The organism is Nostoc sp. ChiQUE01b (assembly GCF_034531255.1).
In the GTDB taxonomy this organism is placed as follows: domain Bacteria; phylum Cyanobacteriota; class Cyanobacteriia; order Cyanobacteriales; family Nostocaceae; genus Nostoc.
In genome coordinates this window covers 43299-68371 of sequence record NZ_JAVRBM010000018.1, presented here as the reverse complement: position 1 = coordinate 68371, position 25073 = coordinate 43299, and the positions used below count along the sequence as shown (strand labels likewise).

General features: G+C 39.6%; 26 protein-coding genes and 1 pseudogene. 12 read left to right on the top strand and 15 right to left on the bottom strand.

What is annotated here, in order from left to right; translation table 11 throughout:
• The 8 genes from RMY63_RS14530 to RMY63_RS14495 form a co-directional block, all read right to left on the bottom strand.
• Positions 1-1206, bottom strand: coding sequence for an aminotransferase class I/II-fold pyridoxal phosphate-dependent enzyme (locus tag RMY63_RS14530; RefSeq protein ID WP_322729379.1), 1206 nt, complete (start codon positions 1204-1206; stop codon positions 1-3).
• Positions 1207-1327: 121 nt separating this feature from the next.
• Positions 1328-2383 carry an FkbM family methyltransferase gene (locus RMY63_RS14525; RefSeq protein ID WP_322729378.1) on the bottom strand — a complete coding sequence of 352 codons (1056 nt, stop codon included), beginning with the start codon at positions 2381-2383 and terminating at the stop codon, positions 1328-1330.
• A 270-nt stretch (positions 2384-2653) separates the two neighbouring features.
• Positions 2654-3196 (bottom strand): GNAT family protein, encoded by a 543-nt coding sequence (locus RMY63_RS14520; protein WP_322729377.1) that lies wholly within the window; start codon positions 3194-3196, stop codon positions 2654-2656.
• A gap of 2 nt (positions 3197-3198) precedes the next feature.
• Positions 3199-4170 (bottom strand): hypothetical protein, encoded by a 972-nt coding sequence (locus tag RMY63_RS14515; RefSeq protein ID WP_322729376.1) that lies wholly within the window; start codon positions 4168-4170, stop codon positions 3199-3201.
• A 133-nt stretch (positions 4171-4303) separates the two neighbouring features.
• Complete coding sequence (locus tag RMY63_RS14510; protein ID WP_322729375.1) at positions 4304-4990, bottom strand: WbqC family protein; 687 nt, start codon at positions 4988-4990, stop codon at positions 4304-4306.
• A gap of 33 nt (positions 4991-5023) precedes the next feature.
• Positions 5024-5773 (bottom strand): class I SAM-dependent methyltransferase, encoded by a 750-nt coding sequence (locus RMY63_RS14505; RefSeq protein WP_322729374.1) that lies wholly within the window; start codon positions 5771-5773, stop codon positions 5024-5026.
• A 40-nt stretch (positions 5774-5813) separates the two neighbouring features.
• Entirely contained in the window at positions 5814-6638 is an 825-nt protein-coding gene (locus RMY63_RS14500; RefSeq protein WP_322729373.1) for a phytanoyl-CoA dioxygenase family protein, read from the bottom strand.
• Positions 6639-6677: 39 nt separating this feature from the next.
• Positions 6678-7082 carry a tetratricopeptide repeat protein gene (locus RMY63_RS14495; RefSeq protein ID WP_322729372.1) on the bottom strand — a complete coding sequence of 135 codons (405 nt, stop codon included), beginning with the start codon at positions 7080-7082 and terminating at the stop codon, positions 6678-6680.
• Positions 7083-7964: 882 nt separating this feature from the next.
• Between RMY63_RS14495 and RMY63_RS14490 the strand changes: the two genes are divergently transcribed.
• Positions 7965-8183: a DUF4327 family protein gene (locus RMY63_RS14490; protein WP_181930103.1), complete on the top strand. Its 219-nt coding sequence runs from the start codon at positions 7965-7967 to the stop codon at positions 8181-8183.
• A gap of 58 nt (positions 8184-8241) precedes the next feature.
• Here RMY63_RS14490 and RMY63_RS14485 read toward each other — a convergent pair whose 3' ends face one another.
• The 3 genes from RMY63_RS14485 to RMY63_RS14475 all read right to left on the bottom strand — a co-directional run bounded on the left by RMY63_RS14485 (position 8242) and on the right by RMY63_RS14475 (position 12815).
• On the bottom strand, positions 8242-9522 hold the full coding sequence (locus RMY63_RS14485) for a protein kinase domain-containing protein (protein ID WP_322729371.1): 1281 nt from the start codon (positions 9520-9522) through the stop codon (positions 8242-8244).
• 195 nt (positions 9523-9717) lie between these two features.
• Entirely contained in the window at positions 9718-11712 is a 1995-nt protein-coding gene (locus RMY63_RS14480; RefSeq protein WP_322729370.1) for a serine/threonine phosphatase, read from the bottom strand.
• A 314-nt stretch (positions 11713-12026) separates the two neighbouring features.
• Complete coding sequence (locus RMY63_RS14475; RefSeq protein ID WP_322729369.1) at positions 12027-12815, bottom strand: basic amino acid ABC transporter substrate-binding protein; 789 nt, start codon at positions 12813-12815, stop codon at positions 12027-12029.
• 138 nt (positions 12816-12953) lie between these two features.
• On the opposite strand from RMY63_RS14475, the gene RMY63_RS14470 reads away from it, so the two are divergent.
• The gene (locus RMY63_RS14470; RefSeq protein ID WP_322729368.1) at positions 12954-14153 is read left to right on the top strand and encodes a PLP-dependent aminotransferase family protein; all 1200 of its coding nucleotides are present in this window, start codon (positions 12954-12956) and stop codon (positions 14151-14153) included.
• A gap of 158 nt (positions 14154-14311) precedes the next feature.
• Here the strand turns inward: RMY63_RS14470 and RMY63_RS14465 are convergent, their stop codons facing one another.
• From RMY63_RS14465 to RMY63_RS14455, 3 genes are all read right to left on the bottom strand, one after another.
• Positions 14312-14935: a J domain-containing protein gene (locus tag RMY63_RS14465; protein ID WP_322729367.1), complete on the bottom strand. Its 624-nt coding sequence runs from the start codon at positions 14933-14935 to the stop codon at positions 14312-14314.
• 305 nt (positions 14936-15240) lie between these two features.
• Positions 15241-15852, bottom strand: coding sequence for an ATP-dependent Clp protease proteolytic subunit (locus tag RMY63_RS14460; RefSeq protein ID WP_109008536.1), 612 nt, complete (start codon positions 15850-15852; stop codon positions 15241-15243).
• 120 nt (positions 15853-15972) lie between these two features.
• Positions 15973-16635 (bottom strand): ATP-dependent Clp protease proteolytic subunit, encoded by a 663-nt coding sequence (locus RMY63_RS14455; RefSeq protein WP_322729366.1) that lies wholly within the window; start codon positions 16633-16635, stop codon positions 15973-15975.
• A gap of 238 nt (positions 16636-16873) precedes the next feature.
• Here RMY63_RS14455 and RMY63_RS14450 point away from each other — a divergent pair, with 238 nt between their 5' ends.
• From RMY63_RS14450 to RMY63_RS14415, 8 genes and pseudogenes are all read left to right on the top strand, one after another.
• Positions 16874-18130 carry a VWA domain-containing protein gene (locus RMY63_RS14450; protein WP_322729365.1) on the top strand — a complete coding sequence of 419 codons (1257 nt, stop codon included), beginning with the start codon at positions 16874-16876 and terminating at the stop codon, positions 18128-18130.
• A 12-nt stretch (positions 18131-18142) separates the two neighbouring features.
• The gene (locus RMY63_RS14445) at positions 18143-19423 is read left to right on the top strand and encodes a VWA domain-containing protein (RefSeq protein WP_322729364.1); all 1281 of its coding nucleotides are present in this window, start codon (positions 18143-18145) and stop codon (positions 19421-19423) included.
• A 173-nt stretch (positions 19424-19596) separates the two neighbouring features.
• Complete coding sequence (locus RMY63_RS14440) at positions 19597-19869, top strand: DUF2281 domain-containing protein (protein WP_322729363.1); 273 nt, start codon at positions 19597-19599, stop codon at positions 19867-19869.
• 2 nt (positions 19870-19871) lie between these two features.
• Positions 19872-20699, top strand: a complete 828-nt coding sequence (locus RMY63_RS14435; protein WP_322729362.1) for a type II toxin-antitoxin system VapC family toxin — start codon at positions 19872-19874, stop codon at positions 20697-20699.
• A 2-nt stretch (positions 20700-20701) separates the two neighbouring features.
• On the top strand, positions 20702-20938 hold the full coding sequence (locus RMY63_RS14430) for a hypothetical protein (protein WP_322729361.1): 237 nt from the start codon (positions 20702-20704) through the stop codon (positions 20936-20938).
• 634 nt (positions 20939-21572) lie between these two features.
• Entirely contained in the window at positions 21573-21833 is a 261-nt protein-coding gene (locus RMY63_RS14425; protein ID WP_322729360.1) for a hypothetical protein, read from the top strand.
• Positions 21823-22227 (top strand): type II toxin-antitoxin system VapC family toxin, encoded by a 405-nt coding sequence (locus RMY63_RS14420; protein ID WP_322729359.1) that lies wholly within the window; start codon positions 21823-21825, stop codon positions 22225-22227. The genes RMY63_RS14425 and RMY63_RS14420 overlap by 11 nt, the downstream gene beginning before the upstream one ends.
• A gap of 83 nt (positions 22228-22310) precedes the next feature.
• A pseudogene (locus RMY63_RS14415) lies at positions 22311-22529 on the top strand (hypothetical protein); the annotation flags it as partial.
• A gap of 185 nt (positions 22530-22714) precedes the next feature.
• Here the strand turns inward: RMY63_RS14415 and RMY63_RS14410 are convergent.
• Positions 22715-23338, bottom strand: coding sequence for a chemotaxis protein CheB (locus RMY63_RS14410; RefSeq protein WP_322729358.1), 624 nt, complete (start codon positions 23336-23338; stop codon positions 22715-22717).
• 252 nt (positions 23339-23590) lie between these two features.
• Between RMY63_RS14410 and RMY63_RS14405 the strand changes: the two genes are divergently transcribed.
• Together RMY63_RS14405 and RMY63_RS14400 are read left to right on the top strand one after the other, a co-directional pair.
• On the top strand, positions 23591-24280 hold the full coding sequence (locus tag RMY63_RS14405; protein ID WP_322729357.1) for a Crp/Fnr family transcriptional regulator: 690 nt from the start codon (positions 23591-23593) through the stop codon (positions 24278-24280).
• A 276-nt stretch (positions 24281-24556) separates the two neighbouring features.
• A complete protein-coding gene (locus tag RMY63_RS14400) occupies positions 24557-24943 on the top strand; it encodes a VOC family protein (RefSeq protein WP_322729356.1) in 387 nt (128 codons plus the stop codon).
• Positions 24944-25073 lie beyond the last annotated feature (130 nt).

Here is a 25073-nt window from a genome sequence, read left to right as displayed (position 1 = left end):
TTAGATGTGTAAATAATATCGAACTTTAGAAAGTTCGCAACTATTTGCGACAACTAACCTAATGATTTGACAAATTTTGCTGATATCTTCTGGTTTTAATGCCGTACCTGTTGGTAGGCAGAGTACTCGATTGACAAGTTTTTCAGTTTCAGGTAGCAATAGCCTATTGTAAGGAAAATAAGAACGATAAGGTTCCATATTATGACAACCTGGATAGAAGTACTTTCGAGCGATAATATTTTCAGCCTGTAATATTTCAACTAAATAATCTCGACTTATACCAAATTTTTTTTCATCAATTTCTAAAACAATATACTGATAATTACAATTTTGCGTTCTGTCATAAGTAATAAGTCTTAGGCCAGGAAGATTTTGTAACTCTTGTTTATATTGTTGGTAATTACGATAATTGATAGTAACAAACTCTTCTAAGTTTTCAAGTCCTGTCAAACCCATTGCCGCTGATGTTTCATGCATTTTCCCGTTTGTACCAATATAGATAACGTTATCCATACCAGTAAAACCAAAGTTAGTCATCAGGCGAATTTTTGCAGCTAATTCATCATTATTAGTTACAATTGCTCCGCCTTCAAATGTATTCAAAAATTTAGTAGCATGGAAACTAAAAACTTCAGCATCTCCAAAGCTACCAATCATACGTCCTTGATGTGAACAGCCGAAAGCATGAGCCGCATCAAACATTAACTTTAAGTTGTGGGTATGGGCAATTTCACTTAAAGCTTCCACGCTACAGGGACGACCCCACAAATGAACACCAATGATACCTGTAGTACGTGGAGTTATTAATTGCTCTATTTGCTTTGGATCAATATTATGGGTTTTAGGATCAATATCACAAAATACAGGAGTAATTTCTTGCCATTGTAGAGCGTGTGCAGTTGCAATAAAGGTAAAAGAAGGGACAATAACTTCACCTTTTAAACCCGCAGCGCGGATGGCTATTTCTAATGCTACTGTAGCGTTACAGCTAGCAATGCAATGCTTTACTCCGATAAATTCAGCAATGCGTTGCTCAAATTCTTGTACATAAGGGCCATTATTCGTTAGCCATCTTTTATCTAAGATGTCATTGATGCGATTAAGTAAGCGTTCGCGGTTTCCAATATTAGGACGACCAACGTGTAATTTTTCTGTGAAGGTTGGTGTGCCAGTAAATATAGCTAAATTATTCAATTGTTGTTCCATTTGTAGCGCTTTTTAATTTTGTATTTGGGAAAATTTAGAAAAGGTTTTAAACCAATTATTATAGGACATTTTAAAAGTGAGGATCTTTGATATCTTAAAAAGCAAAAATAATTTTTATTTTTTATTCCATAACTTTGGCGTAAAGCACTGTTTCTTCAGAATGTATTGTGTAATGTTCTATATACAACTGGTAGCCAATATCTAAACTATGGATAAAAATAGGAATATCAAAAAGATCATTTGGGTGATGATATACAGAAATAGCAAGTTTTGGACGAAACTTTCGGATAGTTTCTACAGCTCCATGTAAGGCACTTAACTCAGCACCTTCAATATCCATTTTAATAAAATCCACTCTATCTATACTTTTTTCATATACAAATTGATCAATTGTGATAGTAGCTATAGGTATTTCCGATGGAGTGTTACTAATATTTGCACCAGGTCCTTCCCCATGTAAATAAAGCTGAGTTTCTGAACTATCGGTTAGAGCATAATCACTAATAAATACTCTCTCTGCTAAATCCTGATTCTGCATCAAATTGTAGCAAAATACATCTAAACTATTTGGCTCTATTTCAAACGAAAAAACTTTACCTTCTGAACCAATACTTGATGCAAAAGCTATTGCTGTATCACCAAAGCACGCACCAGCATCAATAACATAATCTCCTGGTTCAGGACATATTTGAACATTATTTCTATTAAAATAATACTGCTTGAACAAAAATGTCCAAGCTACATTGCCCCACCAGCAATCAATAGTAATATGTTGATCTTCAAAGCTAACTGCATACTTTTGCAATTCACCAAAAATACCAGAGTAATCCGTATCAGATTCTGAAACCATCATTTCCTTAGCTTTGTGTCTGTCTCGCCAGTGTTGTTCATTATTGCTAGGTAATTTAAAGTGTAGATGTCCTACCAGTCGGAAAAGTAATAAGTTTGTTAACCAATTTTTAGACTCAGAATCAGCTAGAATTTCGTGAACTCGCTGAAAATTTTCCTGATTTTGGAAAAGAAACTTAAGATAATAACTATATGAGTCTATAAAAATCTGGCTGTTGGTATGATCCTTTGATAATGTTTGAAACCTATCATAATCCCAGTTATTTTCCTGAAAAGTATGAATATTTACATAAAAAGCATGGATAATATCATTGATAAATTGGGACATAACTTTGCTGTTACCAGATTTAAAATGTTTCAACTTGACTCAGCTATAAAAAGGAAATAATTTACTACTGAAAATTGCTATGTATAAGAGGTTGCTACGGTCAAACTTTTAGTAGTTCTCCTAGTTATTAAACTACCCAAAAATTCCCAAAAACTATCATTTTAAAATTGGTTTATTTCTTATATAATGCATTCATACTATTTATTATCGTGTCAAATTCGCAAAATCTACTTATTGTAGTATTTACGACTATTAAAAAGAACATTTATTCTATATAAAATTTTTATTTTTTTGAATATCTTTATTGTAATTATTTCTAAGAATTGCCATCACCAGAGTGTTATGATAGCTACCATTTTTATAAACTGCCTCTTCCAACTTTCCTTCTAGTAAAAAACCAACTTTTTCATACATCCTAATAGCTTTAGTATTTTGCTCAAGAACATAAAGATAAATACGATTAAGATTCAAATTAATAAAAGCGTGCTTAATAATTTCTTGGCACACCGCTTCTCCAATACCTCTAGACCAGTAATTTTTATTACTGATGACAATTGAAAATTCAGCAGAACGATTAATAGATTGAATATTTGTTAAGTAAACATTGCCAATAAGATGATTATTATCTGATTCAAGAATAGAGAGTCTAACATTTTTATCTCTATTGTTAAGATAGTTATCATACCAGTTTTCATCTATTTCTTCTGAAATATAAAGAAAATTACAACCAAGAAAATTAATAATTTCAGAATCATTTCTCCATGCATTAATTGTTTTTATATCCTTTTTTGAAATCTCTCTTAATATAAACATTTTTAGATACTTAATAGTTTTTTTAATGATTCAATAACATAATCTAGATCGTCAATTTTATATCTATGATCTATTGGAAGTGCAATTAATTTTTGTGTTAAATTCTGTTCAAAATCAAATCCTTCTAATCTTCTCTGTGTTGTATCTTTCCATAACATTGGAATAAAAATATTTCGTTCATATAATAGATTTTTATCTATTATATTTTTGATCAAAAGAGGATAATGGTAAGGAATAGAATTAGCTGCTAAAGGCAAATTAAATTGATTAATTTCTTCAAAGATAGAATGATAATAATTGAAGTTATACCGACGCTTATGAGCAATACTTAGGTAATCAATATTAGCTAGTAAATATTCAGAAACTATTGATATCTTTTTAATTTCATCATCCAATCCTTTTTCATATTCTATAAATTCTTGATATGCTTGTTTCTGCTTTCCTAATAAACGATTAAATAAATAATTACAACTCAAATCAGTATTCCTTTCATAGTCAACAGCAATATGATAAGGGGTATAAAGATATGCTCCATCCGGTACACCAAAAAACTTTCTAGCAGAATTAAAAGACCAAGTTTTACTATTTTCCCGATCAAAGAATGCTTGAGTATTATCGATGATAATTTGATTGCTATACTTCTTAATTAAGGATTCAATAAATTTGTTCTTTATTCCAAAATAATTGATATAAAGAAAATACTCATTTTCTTTTAATTCAAAACTTTCAGTTGGTTCTAAATTTATATTAATTGAGTAAAAACTATAAGAAATTTGATTATTTATAATCGGTTCTAACAATGCATCACAAGTGTAAAATGGTATCCATATTTTCTGAGCATTAATGTGTTTAAGTATGAGATTTAGGCAAGCTCTTCCATTACTAAGAGCAATTGCATTAGAATGATAATTGTAATCTTTATTTTGAATTTCTAACTCAAAAAAACCTCCAATTGGTTTTACTCTAGCCTTCATGTTAATCTTTAAAACCTCACATAGATTTATATTTAACTAAATATTTATAAGTCTGATTGTTACTCTGAAATAAAATATCTATTATCATCACTACTTATCTTTTTTATATCTAATCAATCAACTGTCATTTTATTTAAATTAAATCATATTCATTCAACATTTTTTGAATTTTTTCTTTATCATTAAACATTAAAACATCAATGATTGAAAGCCAAGGAACAAAATTATTATCAAATTGATTATATTCGACAAGTCTTGATTGAAAGAAGGATAACTTTATATTATTTTTTTGAAACACCTCTTTTGAATATAATTTTTCTCCTCCAATTGAATTTATGTAATGGTCAGACCCTAAACAAGTGTTTATACTTATAACCCGTTGTTCTCCTTTTAAAGTATTGTCTTTATTCAGTTTTGAAGAAAAATAAAATTCTGTACCTATATCTAAATAATCACATATGAGCTTTAGGCTATGCGTTATCATCTGTGAAATATTAATTTCATTTACGTACAAAATACAATTTAATAACTTTTTAATATTTGAATAATAAGGCGCTTTTTTATAAGATAACTCTACTATATTTAATAATTTTTTTCTTTCTTTATCAAAATTTTCTGTAAAAAATCTTTGATTAATGTTCAAAAAAGCAGAATCATTTTTTATGCTTAATGTAAACAGGTAAGGTTCTCTATTTAGTAGAATTCGGTTTCTATTTATCCAACCTCCTTTTATATATTGTACATCATCATGAATTACAAATTTATCTGCCATATTTATAAGCTGAAAATACCCAATATAGGGAAATAAGTATGGCTGCATTATAGTAATCTTCATAAATAGCACTTTGTTTTCTTATTTTTGGATAAGACCTTTTTTGCAAACCAGAAAAATGCTAGCGCAGAGATCCGGGTATTGCATTCCTAATTTGTAGCAAGCTTCTAAATAGGACTCTGAAATTATGTCAGTACTTAATAATTTATCAAATTGAAAATTGGCTAATGCTTTGAAAAATATACCACCTCGATTAATAATATTAAGACCAGCATCAATAGTATCTTTTTCTAAGCTATCAAAAGCATAAGTTTTTCTATGTCCATGAGCAAACTCTGCCTCAGTAACTGCCGTGTTGTGAGAAATAAGACCCATCTTAACGGCAATTTGCCGAGATGGAGCATTTGCATTGGGGACAGCTATGAAAAGGAGTCCCTGATCTGACAACCAGGAATTAATTTTACGTAAAACAAAGACAGGATCATCTAAATGTTCAAGCGTATGAATTAGAAAAATAGCATCGTACTTGTCTTGCAATTCCAGTGTTTCAAAGACTGAGTTAATGAATTTAACCTTACATCCCACACGATTTTTTACATATTTTACTAAAGTGTCAGCAGCTTCAACAACGGTGATATCTGTGAAGTGATCGATTAGTATCTCAGTAAATTCTCCTTGAAAGCAACCTAACTCTAATGCCTTACCCGATGACAAAAATGGTAAAAAAGAACGCAGCATATAGCGTCTTAGGAGTTTGTCAAAGCTATACTCATATTTTTTGTCAAGGTCATTAGTATTAAAGGTTGAATATTCTATATTGTAATCTCTCATAGTAAGTCTCTCTTTAGATGGGTTATAATGCATTAATAAATTAACCTTGTCCTGGTTTGTAAAATCTCTTTTCTAGAGGTTGATACCATTCTTCTAAATTTGTTGGAACTAGAGCATTATATCCAAGGATCTGCTTCATTTCTTCCGAAAAATGGGCTGCATACTCATATCCAAAGTATCGAGGTAAATCCAACTGTTGTTTGACAAAAGGCTTAGTAAAACAAAGTGTAAGAGCGCGTCTAGGCTCATCCGTCTGATTGCTTCCTGCCGCATGCCAAAGGTTAGCATCGAAAAGAATGATGCTACCACTTTTTCCAACAGCGCGACTGGAATTTTCGTAGAATAATTTTTCAGATGGGCGATCTGCTAGATAATGTCCTCCATTCATGAAGTAAGTTGCACCATTTTCTAGTGTAAAATCATCTAGCATGACAATCATTTGAAGCATCAATTTTAGATTGCCTGTAAAACTGCGAATATCTCTATGAATATTCAAAAGATAAGAACGACAATTCTTAAGATTATTTACACCACCAAAGATATTCAAAATATAGTTACCACCAAAGTAACTTGTTATTGCTTGTTTCAAATACATTCTTTCTAAAAATTCCATAAAGCTGTCACCCAATCCCAATAGGTGATTAGTCGTTCCATCAGTATTTTGTGCTACATTATTCTTGACTTGAATATGACGAGCTATTGCATTTGCTTTATCGAGGTCTAACTTCAATTTTTCAACTAATTGATTATCAACAATATTCTCAAATAACAACCATCCTTGTTTTTCAAACTCTTTTCCTACTAATACAGATGAAGAAAGATAAGTTTCATTATTAGGATATTCGCTTTGAGAGTGGAAAGACATATCATATTACCTTTAGAGATTGACCAATGCGCCTCATTTTTATTGAGCGGAGACGTTCTTTCCCTCTTGCTTTTTTATCTGCTCTAATACAACTTTGTAATCTTGCCGCTCAGGATGTAACTTCACCAGTTTCTCCAAAAGTTCCATCGCACCTTTAGCATCCTTCAATTGCAACCGCAGCAAAGACAGTTTCTCTAAAGCAAGTTGGTTTTCTGGTTCCCGTTGTAAAACCAACTCGTAGCCCTGCGCCTGTTGCTGTAATCCTGACTCAGGAGAAGCAGACGCAGTTGCTGGCTTAGGTTGAGTAGCCTGTTGGATTGCTGGAATAACTGCAAATACCGTAGAACCAAAAAACGAGAACATTGACACTATCGTGACAATCTTTTGTCGCCGCTGAATCTGCTTTTTGCGGGTAATTAGGTATTCTTCGTCTGAACCAGCCATGCCTCACATACTTGCTGCGGTAAATACTTAGGTATCAGCAAGCCTCCCGTTCTGAGGATACCCATCTGCTCAACAGAAACTAACATCTTCGCTAAAAATTTTTTACACAAACTTCAAATGCTGACTCTGAAGACGAGGGAACTTTATGCTAAACCCAGGCTGCACCAACAATTTTGCCATGCGATCGCTCCTATACCTCAAAGTGCCCCAACCCTCCAGGTCTTATTCTCTGAGCAAAGCATTAAAATTATATAAAGATTTGCAATTAATTTACCTAAAGCCAGATGTTTGCGATATTGTAAATAACATTTAAATCAACACAAAGAGTAGATATTTTTACTCAATTGCAAATTTCCCTGTCAGTCAAAAACTTTCAAACTAGCTCATATCCTATAGCTTCTTCAACAAGCAAGCATATTTTCCCTAATTTAAACAAACAGAATTTTCCCAGTAGTCCTCAGTCACACTACTTAGTGGAACTTCCCTGAGGACTAATTATTCTGCTTGGCATCCACAATAGATATCTTACGAAAGGTAGTGTTGCACTCTTGCAGAAAAAAGGTAGAGGTAAAGAGGAAAAACAAAATGGTCAAAGATTAAAGGAAAAAGGGTAAACATAAACATCCCTTACCCCTTCTCCCAAAACTTTTGTCTGGTTTCTGCAAAAAGTTTCAGGACTGCTTGGTAAAATTCAGGTTTTCTGGTGGTAATTACCGTACAAAACCGAATTTGCTAGTAACTTAGTGGAGTTTGTTATGGTATAGTTAAAAAGTTAAGACTAGCTTTACCAAATTACACCACTCTACGGGCCGGCAACAATTGCAGAATGGAAAGCAGTTTTAATTAAGCATTTACCCACAAAATCAGAATTCAATCGAGGTTATGACTCAAAAAGTGATTCACCCAATGGTGAAATTGCAGCGCAATGTGCAATCACTCATAGAATCGAATATTATCAAGCCAAGCGATAGCATCTGGAAAATCGCTTTGCTCTACGGTAATGAATGGCAACACTGGAAACAAGAACTGCTTGACTTTGGCTTTAGTATGCAAGACCCAGTTAGTGAATTGCTAGCTGTAGAAACTTGGGATGAAGAGTAGGGAATAGGGAATAGGGAGTAGGAATTTTTAATATTTATCACTCCCCACTCCCCACTCCCTAAACTTTGCAAGCAGCTAAAGCCGCAGCCAATTCCTTTGCATTTTGATAGCGATCGCGTGGCAATGGTTCTGTAACGCGATCGATTGCATCTCTTAATTGGGAACTAATGGTGGGAACTTTTGCCACATCAAACCTGAAGTTTCGCCCTCGTTGGCGGTAATACTTGAAAGGGTTTTCGCCTGTGAGCAAAAAAATCAGCGTTGGCCCAATTGCATACAAATCAGATTGAGTTAAAGGTTGGCCTCGTTCTTGTTCAGGAGCGCAGTAACCTTCTGCACCAATTCGAGTACCGGGCGCTGTGCCAATTTCCTTAACTGCGCCAAAATCTAGCACCACTATGCGATTGACTGAACTTCGCACCATTAAATTGGCGGGTTTAATATCGCGGTGAATCAGTGGAGGCTCTTGGCTATGAAGATAGTCTAAAATATCGCAGGTTTGGATCATCCAAGCGATCGCTTGGTTTGGTGTTACTGGGCCGGTGGTATAGACACGTTTCTCCAAATCTTGTCCGTGAATTAATTCCATTGCCAAGTATTTTTTTCCGCCTTCTACAAAGAAATCATAATACTTGGGAATTCCAGGATGGTTAAGGGATTTGAGAGTGTGCGCCTCTCGCTCAAATAACTCTTGAGCTTTGACAATTTTCAGCATATCAGCATTCATTTGCTTCAACACCAGCAGTTGTGGCACACTCGCAATCACACCAGCCTCATCCCAAGCGAGATAGGTAGTACCCATACCTCCTTGTCCGAGAGTTCGCAACACCTGATAATGACGAATTCTTTGTTGGACTGAGAGAGGTTGACCGCAGTGGATGCAAAACAGATTGTTTGGGGAATTGCCTTCGTGCGTGCAAGTGGAGGATGAATTTGCCAGATTTTTGGCTGAGTAAAGCGTCTCGGCGGCGTTTTCTTCTGTCCCTTCTTGTTGCGATCGCAAACCAGTTTCCAGTACTGTTACCTCCTGAATTTGGAATTGCAGTATTGGGCCTCCCTGTGCCAATTGCAAAAGGGAATTATCTGGTAATGGACTCTGAAGTACAAGGATACCGTTGAGAAAAGTCCCATTTGTACCCTGACTAATCAGCTGCCAAGCATCGCCATTGCTAGCGTCACCAACTTTTCTCAGTTCTAGATGATGCCGCGAAACTAAACTATCATTTAAAACAACGTGATTATCTGCCGCTCGACCAATCCGAATTATGGAGGAGTTCTCAAAGCACCACTGCTGAAGGAGAGTTTTCTGTTGCGGTTCTAACAGGGTCAGACTAACCACAATACAACCTAAAAGCTAAGAGGAACAGGGAGTGGGGAGTAGGGAGTGGGGAGTAGGGAGTAGGAAAATTATTTCCCATTCCCCATTCCTCACTCCCCACAAAGCTAAGAGGAACAGGGAGTAGGGAGTAGGGAGTAGGGAGTAGCAAAATTATTTCCCATTCCCCATTCCCCACTCCCCACTCCCCACTAATTTTTAACTTTCCAGATTTGGGCGTACTTTTGCCCGAATAAGTATACCAGTAATATTGTCGTGACCGTTGTGTTGATTTGCCAAATCAATTAATTCTGTAACGCCCCGTTCTAAGTTAACACCAGAACTAAGTAAGGGTTCTAAGTGAGTCTGCCAATGGGTTTCTAGTAAATCATTATCTGATAGACCATCCGATGCCAACAGCAGAAGAGTATCTTCATTGATGTCGAAAAAGCCGACGTCGGGATTAATCGAGTTTTCATCACGAGGCCCCAAGGCTTGGGTAAGTTGATAAGCATCTGGGCGGGCGTAAGCTATGCTTGCTTCCACTCCTCGGTTAATCTCCCGTTGCCCAACTTCGTGATCTACTGTGACTTGTTCTAGTCCCTGCTTACGCGTCAGGCGATAGAGACGGCTATCTCCCACATGAGCGACTGCTGCTTGAGTATCTTGAATTAAAAGCATTACTAAAGTTGTACCCATACGCCCAACTCCAGAACGAGCATCTTGTTGATTAAGCTTGTAAATCGCCTCATTAGCTAAATACACTGCCTCACGAATGTTATCTTCTGTTGGCAGCTGGTTGCCAATCCAGTGTTGTTGAAAGTATTGCCGTAGGGTGTTGACTGCCAACTCGCTGGCTATCTCGCCGCCAGCGTGTCCACCCATACCATCACAGAGAATATACAAACCATGCCCTTCCAAAACTCGACTTTTGGGGAACTCCAGTTTCTGAATTTTGGTTTCAATACCAAAGTTGTCTTCGTTATGATGACGTTGACGCCCCACATCTGTGCGTCCTGCATCTTCTAAGCTACTTAACTGCATCGCCAGCACAACAGTTGGCATATCATCAGTTTTGCTAATGATATCTTCTAACTCATCTGATTGCGGGATAGTGGACACAGCAGTATTTTTCTCCTTTATTGGGGGCAAAGTTGCGCTTACTAGTGCTTCTATTTCAACAGAGATTTCCTCCAAACGCGATCGCAATTGGGCGATTGTCTCAATCTTACCTACTTCTAAATCCCCCAACATCTGGACTACGGAGCCAAATTGAGTTCTTTGAGACTGTCTAAATAGTGCTTGCCAAACCCGTCCCAAAGCTTGGATAGTTAATGGCTCCTCTGGTATGGTAGATCCTTGGCTTTGAGCATCTTCTGGCGACTCCGTGGCGGGCTGAGAATTCGATGATTCTACATACAACCTTTGTAGCGCCAACGTTTGGTCTTCATCCAATCGCAAATTCGACAAATCTAAAAGGCTTTGACGACAATTTACTGGTTCCAATACTGCCCAAAGTTGGGTCATTTCATAACACCAGTGTAAAATTTTTAACGAACTGGTTGTTTCTTCTTGCCACAGGTCGAGTAAATGCTGCCAATCCGAGCGGTTTTCGATTATTAATACCTGTATATCACCTTGCTGCCATGCATCGTGAATCGGCGGTATCCCTCGCTCACCTTGGGATTGTAAAGCAATATAAAGTTTAGCAAGGCGAGGAATCTCACTCGCTTCCACTGATGGCGTTAGCAAATCTGATTCTTGCCTTGCTAGTATTGCCTCAATGGGTGATATTTCATACGGCTGGCAGTCTAGAACTTTCACACCCACATCAGTAATAATGGCAGTTTCCGTTTGGGCAAGTGGCGTATCTAACAATTGATAGCGCTCTTGGGAGTCTAAATAGGAGCCTAATGTAATTTGAGAACTAGGTGATATAGGAGATGAGGAGGGTATTGCTTGCTCATCTCCCTCACCTCCCACATCTCCCACATCCCCTTCTACTTTCAAAGCTTCCCCAGTCGTTTCTTGAGCAATAATTGCCCAAAACACTGTTCCACATTCTGTGTCACAGTTATGACAACGTAGTGCATTCACAGGTACATCATCGGTACTGCATTCAGGACAGACCTTATGAGTCAGGGACGTGCCACAGTTTTGACAGAATTTATTGCTATTGGGGTTTTCAAATTTACACTGAGGGCAAATCAGCATAGTGGAAGTTCCTTTATTCCCGTTCGTTCCCAGGTGCTTCTAGCCACTAAGATCCAAGGTGCCACAATTGGCTGTCCCTGACTACAGTAGATTGTAGTTTATCAATGAATTTTGGTGGCAGTATTAATTGTGACGCATCTTAGATAAATATTTCATATATTGGCAGCTAATTCCTTATAAATGGGGAGTGGGGCATAAGGACTGGGGACTGGAAACTAGGGACTGGGGAGTGGGAACTAGGGACTGGGGACTGTAAAATAATTTTTCTACTATCCAACCCCCAGTCCCCAATACCCAATCCCCAGTACCCAATTTCAAGAGTCTGGCAATTGTGGAGGTTCAGCGTCAAACCATTTTTGATAAATTTGCTTGTAATTGCTATTGGATAACAAAGTCGCTATACCTTTGTTAATTGCATCCAAATGGGGGGAATTCTTGGGCATAGCAATCCCGTAGTATTCTTCAGTGAGCAAATCTGCAACAACTCTGATGCCTTTGAGTTTGCCATTTTTAATCGCATACAAAGTCGCAAAAGCATCGCTAATCACAGCATCAACGTTGCCATTAAGTAAGTCTTGGAAAAATTCTGGCCCAGAATTAAAAGTATTAATTTTGGCGTTGGGGATGGTTTTGGCAAAATCTGCCCCAGTAGAACCTATTTGGACAGCAATTTTTTTGCCTTTGAGACTATTGAAGTTTTTAATATTTTGATTGTCCTCGCGGACTGCGATCGCAAGTCCGGCTTTAAAATAAGGTCGTGAAAAAGCAATTGTTTTCAGGCGTTCTGCGGTAATTGTGATTCCACTAATTGCTGCATCAACTCTTTTGGCTTGCAAGGTCGAGATCATGCCATCAAAGGGCAGACTTTCAAACTGGACTGCAAAACCTGCTACTTTAGCGATCGCATTCATCAAATCAATATCAAAGCCTTCCAAGTTACCGCTAGCTGTTTGGATTTCAAAAGGGACAAAGGTGGGGTCTGTGGCCACTTTGAGAGATTTAGCGTCTGGGTTATTGGGATATAAACTCTGACAGGCAATAATCAGTAGTAAGCAGCCTAAGCTTAGAATTAGCTGCTGCCACCTAAAGTTAATTAATTTCACTATAGATAGTAATTCTGTTCTATCAGTCAATATTTACGATACTTGTCATGATGTTATAAGAAAGAATACATCTGTTTGACTTTTAGCTAATCGCCTTCTTGTGTGTTCTGTATTCTAATTCCCAATTTTTAATTGCTTATGGCTCCCACTACCCCTGCTTACCAAATTACTGATTTATTTGCAGAACGAGCTAGAAATATCACACCACCAACCTATGGTACAGAGTTAACCAAAATCATCACTGTCAGCTTTGCCTATGGTTTAGCTGACCCAATTCTCTTTCCCCACGCTGACTTGGCTGCTGCAAGTGCGGCTGTACTAGCAGAAGAAGCTCCGATCGCTCTTAATTACGGGCCCCCTTCAGCCCAACTTTATGAACAAATAATCCTCCGCTTGCAAGCTCAAGGAATCCCTGCCGATCGCGATCGCGTGATTGTTGGCTACGGTTCCAGTCAGATTTTGGGTTTGCTACCAGATGTATTTGTTGAACCTGGTGATGTTGTAATTGTGGAAGGGCCAACCTTCTTGGGAGTAGTTAGTAGATTTGTCCAGGCTGGCGCACGCCTAATTACTATTCCTGTTGATGAGATGGGAATGGATGTGGATGCCCTAGAAGAAACTTTGAGCGAGTTGAAGAAACGGGGCATTCGACCCCGATTTATTTACACCATACCCACTTTTCATAATCCCACAGGCGCTACTATGCCGTTATCTCGCCGCCAAAAACTGGTAGCGTTAGCGGCTGAGTATGGCGTGTTGGTGGTAGAAGACGATGCCTACAGCGATTTGCGCTTCCAAGGCGAAGTTATGCCATCCTTGGCAAGCCTAGACCCGGAGGGGTGGGTATTATACGTGAATACTTTCTCGAAAATCATTGCGCCTGGTATCAGGCTAGGCTGGGCTTGTGGCAATCCAGCAATTATTGAGCGGTTGGCAATGTTCAAAAGTGAAGGCCCTGTGGGGCCATTTGTCAGCCATGTGGTTGGCCGCTACTGTGCTACAGGCAAACTAGATTATCATATTCAGGAGCTAATCGCCTGGTACAAGCATAAGTGTAATTTGTTGTTAGAAGCGATCGCTCAAGAGTTTCCCAGTGATGTAGTTGCTTTGCGCCCAGGTGGTGGCTTTTTCGTTTGGTGTAAATTGCCGCCAGACATTAGTGCCAAAGCACTCCTAACTGCTGCCAATGAACAAGGCATCAGTTTTCTGCCAGGAACTCGCTGCTACGCCAATGGACAGGGAGATGACGCCATCAGGTTAGCTTTTAGCTTTCAACCAACTAAGAAGATTGTCGAGGGAATCGCTACCTTGGGAGCAGTGCTACGTGGATGGCGGTAATTCGTAATTCGTAATTTGTACCTCGTTCCCAGTCTCAGACTGGGAATGCTCTTTGAGAGGCTCCCGCCTCCCGTCTCAGTGGTAGCAGCCCAATGAAGACCATTTCTTTTTTAGAACCTGGAAACGAAATTTTGGTTTTCAATAAATTTTGTAAATCTTTAAAAAATTTGCTCCAAGCGCTGGAAATCACGCTGGACTTCATACCAGAGACTTTTATTATGTGGGTCTGTTTTCAAGGCTTTTTTGAGATAAATTCTGGCTTTGAGTAGTTGTTTTTCGGAAATTAGCGCCCGTCCCCAAATTTGATAGGCGATCGCTAGCCATTGACGGACTTCTGCATCTGTTGATAAACGATCTGCTAAAGCTTCCGCCAGGGCGATCGCTTGCGGAAATCGTCTTTCTTGCAAAAATCGCTGCAATTGTTCATAAGTCTTCCACTTCAGCCGTTCTTCTATTTCCAATAGATTCGGCGGCTTTGGTTTCCCTGATTCTTGGCTTGTCACCGTTGTGACTGGTGTTTTCTGCCGCTGCGTTGCCTTAGCGTCGTCACGTCCAGACGTTGACACCTGACTTGAATGTGCGCCAATTTCCTCTGGTAATACTACCGTCAGCAGGAGTTTGTAAGCCTCTGTTAAGGCAATAAACTTATCTTTGGCTTTGTTGTCATCTGGGTTGATATCGGGATGATATTGCTGCGCCAGTCGTCGGTAAGACGTTTTGATGTCAGCAAAAGAAGCTCCCGATCTTAAACCTAGTAAACGGTAGCAATCTCCAAGATCCATCTTGAGCTATCAGCTATCGAATATTTAGCTATTGGCTATTATCTGTCAATATCAGCTTCAAGCCCGGACTATTAATGATAAAGGCTAATTTTCTATTTTAAAGTTCAATGTTGACAGTTTGTTTAAAGAAGGGGAGTGGGGAGTGGGGAAGGTGGGGCCCCTGAAGGGGATAAGGGGTAATGGGGAGTGGGGACTTAGGAGTTAGGAGTTATAATTCTTCCCCTGCTTCCCCTACTTCCTCATCTCCCTCATCCCCCTGCTCCCCCTGCTCCCCCTGCTTCCTCATCCCCCCTACTCCCTACTCCCTACTCCCCTGTTATTACCGAGGTTCGTTCTTCAATCACACGGTCAATTAAACCGTATTGTTTTGCCTCTTCGGCAGACATGAAAAAGTCACGATCCATATCTTTTTCAATCTTTTCTATGGTCTGACCTGTTTTATCGGCATATATCCCATTGAGCTGGTGACGAATCCGCAGAATCTCTCTAGCTTCAATTTCGATATCGGTTGCTTGTCCACGGGTGCCACCTGAAGGCTGGTGAATCATAATCCGTGAGTGAGGCAATGCTAACCGTTTGCCTTTGGTGCCAGCTGCCAGCAGGAAAGACCCCATTGAAGCAGCTAAACCCACGCAAATAGTCACTACATCTGATTTAATATGTTGCATGGTGTCAAAAATAGCCATGCCAGATGTAACCATTCCACCAGGAGAATTGATGTATAAATAAATATCTTTACCTGGATCGTCTGAGTCCAGATACAGCATTACAGCGATAATTTGATTGGCAATTTCATCATCAATATCTCGTCCCAAGAATATAATCCGTTCCCGGTAGAGGCGATCGTAGATGCTAATCCAATCTGTATATTGTCCTCCGGGCATCCGGTAAGGAACTTTAGGAACGCCTATAGGCATAATTTACTCCGTTTTTAATTAGTCATTAGTCATTGGTCATTGGTCATTAGTCATTAGTCATTGGTCATTAATAATTTTTGGTTATTAACAAAGGACAAAAGACGAATGATAAAAGACAAATTAAAGGACACTGGCAGGGAGTGGGGGATTCGCGAGTTCTTCTTTCTCAAAAACTCGATCAATCAGCCCGTATTCCTTTGCCTCATAGGGTGTTAGATATAACAGCCGATCCATGTCTTTAGTAATTTTTTCTGGGGGCTGTCCAGTGGTGTTATGTAAGATATCAACTAATGCCCCTTTATTTACCAAAACTTCCCTAGCGCGAATTTGAATATCCGTTGCTTGACCTTGGGCGTAGCTCTTAGGCTGATGCAGGATAATCGAGGAGTGAGGCAAACTAGCGCGGCAACCTTTTGTACCAGCGCTGAGTAGCATCGCTGACATACCCATCGCGGAACCGACGCAGATGGTGTGGATCGGAGGCTTGATATATCTCATGGTGTCATAGATGGCGAAGGCTTCGGTTTCAAAGCCAATGGGTTCGCCACTGTAACCGGAAGTGCCGGTGGAGTTGATATAGATTTTAATTGGTTTTTCGGGGTCGTCGGATTGCAAAAACAGCAATTCGGCTACGATTAATTCCGTGACAGCAGGTACCAGTGGCATCCCAATATAAACAATTCGCTCCTTCAATAAGAGGGAAGGCAAATCTGGCGGTGGTGTCCGGTAAAAGTTATCGCCGTAATATGGGGCTTGAACAGCCTTAATTGGGGAAATGTCCATAGCAACTGATCGCCTGAAACTATGCCGTTAACTGTAATACATCCTAGCGCGATGCACGCTTCCCTCAAGGTGCGGATTTCTCCCTAATGCTGAAGGTGGCTTCGCATCTGCCAATGCTAGGCTTCTAAGATATTCTGATTATATTAGTGTATTTGTGTTGGATAAGTTTTCCGTAGAGCTAAAGTGGTGCTTTGAAGTTATTTTTTAATATGTATATCCTGTATAAGGACTTTGAGTTATGAAGGTTAATTTGCAGCCTGCCTTGAATGATGGTAATTTGGACGCAAATCAACTGAACAGTCAACGTCAGTTGGGAATTTCGATTTCGGCGATCGCAGAAAATCAAGACCGCCATGTACCTCTGAATTTATGCTTAATTCTCGATCATAGTGGTTCGATGAACGGGCGATCGCTAGAAACGGTGAAAAAAGCAGCGAATCGTTTGGTAGATAGACTCAATCCTGGCGATCGCCTCAGTGTGGTAGTTTTCGATCACTGTGCCAAAGTCTTAGTACCTAATCAAAGTGTCGAAGATCCAGAGAAAATAAAACAGCAAATCAATCGCCTCACCGCCGATGGTGGAACTGCGATTGATGAAGGACTGCGCTTGGGGATTGAGGAGTTGGCGAAGGGTAAAAAAGATACTGTTTCCCAAGCCTTCTTATTAACCGACGGGGAAAATGAACACGGTGATAACAATCGTTGTTTGAAATTCGCCCAATTGGCTGCTAGCTATAATTTAACTTTAAATACTTTGGGATTTGGTGACAACTGGAACCAAGATGTTTTAGAAAAAATTGCCGATGCTGGCTTAGGTGCTTTATCTTATATTCAAAAACCCGAACAGGCAGCCGAAGAGTTTAATCGCCTGTTCAGCCGCGTTCAAACAGTGGGATTGACTAATGCTTATCTTTTATTTTCTCTGATGCCCAATGTCCGGCTAGCGGAACTCAAACCTGTGGCTCAAGTTTCACCAGACACAATTGAGTTACCACTGCAACAAGAAACTGATGGACGTTTCGCTGTACGGTTGGGAGATTTAATGAAAGATGCAGAACGGGTAATCTTAGCTAATATTTATTTGGGACAATTGCCAACAGGTGAACAAGCGATCGCGAATGTGCAAGTCCGCTACGACGATCCAGCCGCCAACAAAGTAGGTTTAGTTACACCAAATATCCCAGTTTATGCCCATGTAGTCAAAAATTATCAAGCAGATCCGAATCCCCAGGTGCAGCATTCTATTTTAGCATTAGCGAAGTATCGCCAAACCCAGTTAGCCGAGACGAAATTGCAACAAGGCGATCGCTCTGGTGCGGCGACAATGTTACAAACGGCTGCTAAAACTGCCTTGCAAATGGGAGATACTGGGGCAGCGACGGTGTTGCAAACTTCTGCCACCCAGCTACAATCTGGTGGAGATTTATCTGAAAGCGATCGCAAGAAAACCAGAATTGTCTCCAAAACAGTTTTGCAAGATACCCCTCCCCAGTAAACTCAGGTTTAGATGAAAGTTAAATTGCTCTCGGCGTTAAATGACAATAATGTTGATCTGGCTCAAACAAGTAGCCAACGTCAACTAGCAATAACGATTTTTGCTATCGCTGGTGAGTCCGATCAAAATCTGCCCCTTAATCTCTGCTTGATTTTGGATAGAAGTGGTTCCATGCATGGACAACCAATTAAAACGGTGATCCAGGCTGTGGAAGGATTAATCGATCGGTTGAAAGTAGGCGATCGCATCTCAGTTGTGGCTTTTTCCGGTTCTGCGGAAGTCATTATCCCCAACCAAGCGATTGAAGACCCCGAAAGCATCAAATCTCAAATAAAAAGCAAACTGACTGCTAGCGGCGGTACTGCGATCGCTGATGGTTTGGAATTGGGAATTACAGAACTGATGAAGGGTACAAAAGGCGCTGTTTCCCAGGCGTTTCTGCTGACGGATGGACATGGTGAAAGCAGTTTGCGGATTTGGAAGTGGGATATTGGGCGAGATGATAACAAACGCTGTCTTAAACTGGCGCAAAAGGCTGCCAAGCTAAACCTAACTATCAACACTTTCGGATTTGGCAATAGCTGGAATCAGGATTTGCTAGAAAAAATTGCCGATGTTGGTGGTGGAACTTTAGCCTATATTGAACGCCCTGAACAAGCTGTGGAGCAATTTAGCCGACTGTTTGGACGGATTCAATCTATTGGGCTAACTAATGCCTACTTGCTGTTATCTCTAGTGCCCAATGTCAGACTAGCAGAATTGAAACCCATTGCCCAAGTTGCCCCAGACACAATCGAGTTACCAGTGGAAGCCGAAGCTGATGGTAGCTTTGCTGTGCGTTTGGGAGATTTGATGCAGGATTTAGAACGGGTAGTTTTGGCGAACATTTATCTGGGACAATTGCCAGAAGGTAAACAAGCGATCGCTCATCTGCAAATCCGTTATGATGACCCGTTGGTTAACGAAGAAGGTTTACTTTCGCCCCTTGTGCCAGTTTATGCAGATGTAGTGCGGGCTTATCAACCAGATGCTAATCCCCAGGTACAACAGTCTATTTTAACATTAGCGAAGTATCGGCAAACCCAGTTAGCCGAGGCGAAATTGCAACAAGGCGATCGCACTGGTGCAGCTACAATGCTACAAACGGCTGCTAAAACTGCTTTACAAATTGGAGATAAAGGGGCGGCGACAGTGTTGCAAACCTCAGCCACTCGCCTGCAAGCTGGAGAACAACTTTCCGAAGCAGACCTGAAGAAAACTAGGATTGTATCAAAGACCGTTTTACAGGAATAGTAACCGATATTCCGCAGGTAGAGTGACAAAACATTGTGTTTTTTAAGCTTGGAAGGCACTAAGCCTTTTTAATACCAGCCTAGCGACGATGATAGGCAAGTGATAATTAAATTGATGGAAAAGATTGCTCAAGTAATTTCCGGCTGAACAATTGTGTAAATACAGAGGTAAAAATGACAATTAAAGAACAGATTACCCAAGAACTAGAAAAATTACCCGAACCGCTATTACAGGAAATTTTGGACTTTGTTCATTTGTTACAAACCAAACATCAACAATTCAGCATATCTGCAAATAACCAACCAGAGCAACCACTTATAGTAGAGCATACTTTAACAGGTTCCACTGCCGAAGATTTATTAGAGTTTGTGGGAAGTTGGTCAGGTTCGGACATTAAAGAATGCCTGCAACTAGTTCATTCTAGTCGTATGCCACTAGAATTTTAATCATGTATCTACTTGATACTAATCACTGTTCTTTCTTGATGGAAGGTGTGCCAAGTCTAGTCAATCACTTGCGTTCCCTTGGTCAAGTACAACTAGCAACTAGTGTCATTGTTGCAGGGGAGCTACGCTTTATGACACAAAATTCAGAGCAAAAAGCTGCTAATTTAATCAAAATAAATGCGTTTTTGCGACGAATTAACCTATATGGAATCGACAAAGAAACAACAGAAATTTACGGTGATTTTAAATCAGAAATTATTAAGCAATTTGGCTCGAAAGAAAAAAGTAAACGTAGAACAACTAAATTAGCTACCATTGGCATTAGTGAAAATGACCTCTGGATAGCTGCGACAGGTTATTTAATTAACCAATTACCTACGATTCCAGATTTCCCGCATAAAGATTTATTAATTATTGGTGCTGTGATTATTGTGACGCTGTTAATTGCGTGGGGAACATATCAACAGGCACAGCAACAGCTAGAAGATGCACCAGAACAAATTGACCCGACGTTAAGACCGCGACTACTGGAAGCAGAAGAAACAAAGGTTAAAAAGCGATCGCAAGATTCTCTGCTTTTGTCGTTGATGATTGAACTAGACAAACAAGAGCAACCGGAAAGAGTCGGACGAAACCCACTGCAACCCTTGTATACAATCTCTGCAAACCAGAATACAAGTCCACCTCAGCAAATTAATCGCATGGTGGAAGTGTTGCAGCGAAAAGACATCGGTAGCAGGTTATTAATTTTAGGACAGCCGGGAGGCGGAAAAACTACGACACTACTAAATTTAGCAGAAGAATTATTGGAAACAGCAAAGATACTTTAATTTTGAATATTATCCAAGCTACTACTTTTTTACTTACATTATTCTACGGTGGAGGATTCGCCTGCATACAGCACGTTTCCCTACGTTTGGTACTTTGGTGCAGTGGCTACATACCTTGGAACTATGCCCTATTTCTCAACCGTGCAGCACAACGTCGCTTAATTCAACAAATCGGTGGTCGTTATCGGTTTATCCATCGTTTGCTACTCGACCACTTCGCCAATATGCACCTGTCGTAGTTTGAGTAATGTGTTCAGCCTTAGTTTGCAATGTTTGGTTCATGGCTTCAAAACCTTGGCGAACTTTAATATTTAACCAATGAGGCAGCAGAGTTACCAGTCAGCCATTGAAAGATTCTTGTTGAATGAAGCGATCGCTACGCCCGCCGCAGGCATTGGAAGCTAACGGCTTAACAATATACCAAAATAAATACGTAAATTACTTAAATAAACAAGCAAACTGGGGTTTGAGAAAGTAAAAGCTTGTTTTACTTGCGGAAAACACCAAAATGAGAAAGCAAACTGGAGTTTGAGAAAGTAAAAGCTTGTTTTACTTGCGGAAAATACCAAAATGAGAAAGCAAACTGGGGTTTGAGAAAGTAAAAGCTGCTTTTGCTTGCGGAAAACACCAAAATGAGAAAGCAAACTGGGGTTTGAGAAAGTAAAATCTCATTTTGAGTAAGCAATATGCCTTTTTGCTTATTGAATATGAAGTTTTGAGAAAGCAATAAGCCTTTTTGCTGATTAAATATAAATTTCAGTTAAATTTGTGTTCATGATAGACGATTGTACTCCAAGCAAAATTTTTTAGCAGGGAACAGGAAATAAGGCTTCTGCCACTAAAATAGAAAAATCATTCAATAGCGAAGTATTTATGGGTAATGAAGTTGAACTACTTGAACATTGGCGAGAACTGACACCCCAAAAACAACAAAAAGTTTTGGAGTTTGTTGAACTACTTAAATCTGAGTCAGAAACAACACTCCCCGAATCTGATTTTGTGCCACAAACACCCTTAGCCAAAAAATTATGGTCAATCCGACAACGAGCGATCGCTGCTGGATTGCAACTTCTCAACGAAGAAGAAATTGAACTTGAACTTGCTGCACGTCGTGGTGGATTCCGTGAGTCGTAAGAAGACTTACATAGACTCTGGTGTACTCATCACCGCTTTCTGTGGCATTCAGTCAGTTAGCATCGTAGCTCATCAAATTCTTAACGATGAAAATCTGGAGTTTGCCTCAAGTCGGTTCGTTCAGTTAGAAGTCTTGCCTAAAGCAACTTTTAACAAGCAACAAGACGAAGCAGAATTTTACGAAACATTTTTTAGTGCTGTCATCCACTGGGCAACTGACTTAGAGCAAATTATGCAGGATGCTTCTCAAATTGCCTGTACTTACGGTTTAGCTGCGATGGATGCACTTCATGTGGCGGCTGCTTTGCAAATTAAAGCTGATCAACTGATCACCACTGAAAAGCCAACTAAACCAATGCACCGAGTAACGGAAATCCAGATTATTTCAATATAAAGCGATCGCTAACAATCAAAAGCTCCGCAGCAAACAAGCCAATTTAGTAAGTCGAATGCCATTTTGCTTGCGGAAAACACTAAAACTTGATGAACTTGGCGAAGTATCGCCAAACTCAGTTAGCCAAGGTGAAATTGCAACAAGGCGATCGCATTGATGCAGCCACGATCCTACAAACAGCCGCCAAAACCGCTTTACAAATAGGAGATAAAGGGGCGGCGACAGTGTTGCAAACTTCTGCCACACGCTTACAAGTTGGAGAAGAACTTTCCAAAGCAGACTTCAAGAAAACTAGAATTTTAATCATGTATCTACTTGATACTAATCACTGTTCCTTCTTGATGTCAGGTGTGCCAAATGTCGCCAATCACTTGCGTTCGCTTGGTCAAGTACAACTAGCAACTAGTGTCATTGTTGCAAAGGAGCTACGCTTTATGGCACAAAATTCAGAGCAAAAAGCCGCTAATTTAATTAATATAATTACCCCTTATGCTACTAATTCCGTCATTAACAGGCTGCACAAGCTCTTGGCAATCATCTCTGGAGTCAGAACAAAATCTACTTTTCCGGTGTCAATAGCAGCTGAGGGCATATCGAAATACTCCGAAGTAGTTTCATCTTGAGCAATCGTCGTGCCGCCATACTTTTTCATTGCTATCACTCCTAAAGCACCATCTCTGCCCCACCCACTTAGGACAACAGTAATCCCCCGAATTCCGTAATTAAGTGCTACTGACATGAATAGTTTATCCACTGAGGGACGAACAAAGTTCATCTTTGGCGACTCTAATAGAGACAGACTACCGTTACCATCGACTACTAAGTGCCGATCTTGAACATAAGTGTAAACTGTCCCTGGACGGATTATTTGCCCTGATTTTGCCTGCTCTACGGGCAACGCTGTGTAGCGACTGAGGATATCTGCCAGACGACTAGGGTAGAGAGGATTCATGTGCTGAACTACAATAATCGCCGCTGGAAAATCTGCTGGTAAAGCCGACAAAATTTGGATTATTGGCTTTTGCCCACCCGCAGAAGCTCCGATCGCCACTATATTGTAAGCAATATTAGGGAAGTGTGACAGAATTCGATGTGATTTTCGTAACCCCATTTTTTTGTTTGGGAATGTTTAGGGCTTAGTAGCGATCGTCTAATTACTGTTAAAGCAGCTTCACAAGTCAGACTGCTATGTTAGCTAACTCACATATAATTATTATATGTGATATATGTGAGTTAGCTAACATAAAAGATTTACAAAAGATAAATCTTTTGTCAGAGGTTTTTGATTGCTACCGTTTATTTAATACAGATAAGACTGGCTTAAACAGCCTTTTGCTATCTGTATTTCAAGCATTATGCACTTGTGGAAAACCAACTTTTAGCTGCCCTACCCTCTGAGGAATACTCTCGTCTTGCTCCTTATATGGAGGTTGTCTCTCTAGAGTTCAAGCAAGAACTTTATTCACCTAACCAACCAATTGAGCACGTCTATTTTGTCAACTATGGCGTAGCCTCTTTGCTCACAGTGATGATGGACGGTTCGGCAATCGAAGTGGCTACGGTGGGCAATGAGGGAATGGTGGGTCTTCCAGTATTCCTGGGAGCCGATAGGGTTCCAGCGGAGTGTTTTATCCAAGTTGCTGGCTCTGGCTTAAGGATGAGAGTAGATGCATTTAAAACTCATGTCACCCCAGATAGTCCGTTGTACAATATACTACGACGATACACGCAAGCGCTGTTTAATCAAATTGCCCAATCAGCTGCGTGTAACCGCCTGCACTCAATAGAACAGCGAATGTGCCGTTGGCTGCTGATGACTGCCGATCGAGTAGAGACAGACACTTTTTCACTGACTCAAGAATTTCTCAGCATAATGATAGGTGTGAATCGCTCCACTGTTAGCCTCAATGCCTCTATTCTTCAGAGGGCGGGGCTAATTAACTATACTCGCGGGCAAATAACTATTCTTGACCGCTTAGGTCTAGAAAATATCACTTGCGAGTGTTACCAAACCGTCAATGCAGAGTTTAAGCGTTTGCTTAACGGTAACTAGGTCGGCGTAAATATTTATCGTTGGATGAGGCAGGAGGTAAGAGGGTTTGAGTCTATTTAATTTTTCTTAACTATAGTTTTGTTTTTCCACACCGTTCTACTTAATTAAGATTATTGGCTCCATCTTTGGGACTTCCAACAAATAAATTATCTAATCTTGTGGGGTGGCCCGGACAGCCCGCCTTTAGCTTTAACGTCGACTTAAGAGAGTGTAATGTGGTTGTGTTCCCACCTGCGTACCTCTCTTAATAATTGCACTAAAAAAAGCAAAACTCCAATGAAAACCACTGGCATTCATCATGTAGCTATTATTTGTTCTGACTACGATCGCTCAAAAAAATTTTATGTAGAAGTTTTAGGCTTTTCGATTATTCAAGAAACTTTTCGCGCCACCAGAAATTCTTATAAATTAGATTTAAAAGTTGCAGAAAATACTCAAATCGAACTATTCTCTTTCCCAAATCCTCCAGAACGGCCTAGTAAACCAGAGTCTTGCGGTTTAAGACATCTTGCTTTTCAAGTTGATGATATAGAAGAAACTGTTTTTTATTTAAAATCCAAAGGGTTAGAGGTAGAAAATATCAGAATTGATGAAATTACAGGTAAAAAATTTACTTTCTTTAAAGACCCAGATAATTTACCATTAGAAATTTATCAGCGTTAAAATTACTGCTGACAGACGAACTTGCAATTACTATAGAGAATGAACCAATGTCTACGACGGGCTACGCCTACGCACCATCCTAATTAAACGTTCTTACTGACAAAGTTACTATATTTATAACTTTTGTAAG

What these genes read in the sequence shown, in the direction of transcription:
- RMY63_RS14440 (WP_322729363.1), top strand. Translation starts at nt 19,597, where the DNA reads ATGACAATTAAAGAACAGATTACCCAAGAACTAGAAAAATTACCCGAA.
- RMY63_RS14500 (WP_322729373.1), bottom strand. Translation starts at nt 6,638, where the DNA reads ATGTCTTTCCACTCTCAAAGCGAATATCCTAATAATGAAACTTATCTT.
- RMY63_RS14470 (WP_322729368.1), top strand. Translation starts at nt 12,954, where the DNA reads ATGGCTCCCACTACCCCTGCTTACCAAATTACTGATTTATTTGCAGAA.
- RMY63_RS14515 (WP_322729376.1), bottom strand. Translation starts at nt 4,170, where the DNA reads ATGAAGGCTAGAGTAAAACCAATTGGAGGTTTTTTTGAGTTAGAAATT.
- RMY63_RS14530 (WP_322729379.1), bottom strand. Translation starts at nt 1,206, where the DNA reads ATGGAACAACAATTGAATAATTTAGCTATATTTACTGGCACACCAACC.
- RMY63_RS14465 (WP_322729367.1), bottom strand. Translation starts at nt 14,935, where the DNA reads ATGGATCTTGGAGATTGCTACCGTTTACTAGGTTTAAGATCGGGAGCT.
- RMY63_RS14505 (WP_322729374.1), bottom strand. Translation starts at nt 5,773, where the DNA reads ATGAGAGATTACAATATAGAATATTCAACCTTTAATACTAATGACCTT.
- RMY63_RS14455 (WP_322729366.1), bottom strand. Translation starts at nt 16,635, where the DNA reads ATGGACATTTCCCCAATTAAGGCTGTTCAAGCCCCATATTACGGCGAT.
- RMY63_RS14490 (WP_181930103.1), top strand. Translation starts at nt 7,965, where the DNA reads ATGACTCAAAAAGTGATTCACCCAATGGTGAAATTGCAGCGCAATGTG.
- RMY63_RS14495 (WP_322729372.1), bottom strand. Translation starts at nt 7,082, where the DNA reads ATGGCTGGTTCAGACGAAGAATACCTAATTACCCGCAAAAAGCAGATT.
- RMY63_RS14520 (WP_322729377.1), bottom strand. Translation starts at nt 3,196, where the DNA reads ATGTTTATATTAAGAGAGATTTCAAAAAAGGATATAAAAACAATTAAT.
- RMY63_RS14525 (WP_322729378.1), bottom strand. Translation starts at nt 2,383, where the DNA reads ATGTCCCAATTTATCAATGATATTATCCATGCTTTTTATGTAAATATT.
- RMY63_RS14410 (WP_322729358.1), bottom strand. Translation starts at nt 23,338, where the DNA reads ATGGGGTTACGAAAATCACATCGAATTCTGTCACACTTCCCTAATATT.
- RMY63_RS14460 (WP_109008536.1), bottom strand. Translation starts at nt 15,852, where the DNA reads ATGCCTATAGGCGTTCCTAAAGTTCCTTACCGGATGCCCGGAGGACAA.
- RMY63_RS14435 (WP_322729362.1), top strand. Translation starts at nt 19,872, where the DNA reads ATGTATCTACTTGATACTAATCACTGTTCTTTCTTGATGGAAGGTGTG.
- RMY63_RS14450 (WP_322729365.1), top strand. Translation starts at nt 16,874, where the DNA reads ATGAAGGTTAATTTGCAGCCTGCCTTGAATGATGGTAATTTGGACGCA.
- RMY63_RS14510 (WP_322729375.1), bottom strand. Translation starts at nt 4,990, where the DNA reads ATGCAGCCATACTTATTTCCCTATATTGGGTATTTTCAGCTTATAAAT.
- RMY63_RS14480 (WP_322729370.1), bottom strand. Translation starts at nt 11,712, where the DNA reads ATGCTGATTTGCCCTCAGTGTAAATTTGAAAACCCCAATAGCAATAAA.
- RMY63_RS14400 (WP_322729356.1), top strand. Translation starts at nt 24,557, where the DNA reads ATGAAAACCACTGGCATTCATCATGTAGCTATTATTTGTTCTGACTAC.
- RMY63_RS14445 (WP_322729364.1), top strand. Translation starts at nt 18,143, where the DNA reads ATGAAAGTTAAATTGCTCTCGGCGTTAAATGACAATAATGTTGATCTG.
- RMY63_RS14425 (WP_322729360.1), top strand. Translation starts at nt 21,573, where the DNA reads ATGGGTAATGAAGTTGAACTACTTGAACATTGGCGAGAACTGACACCC.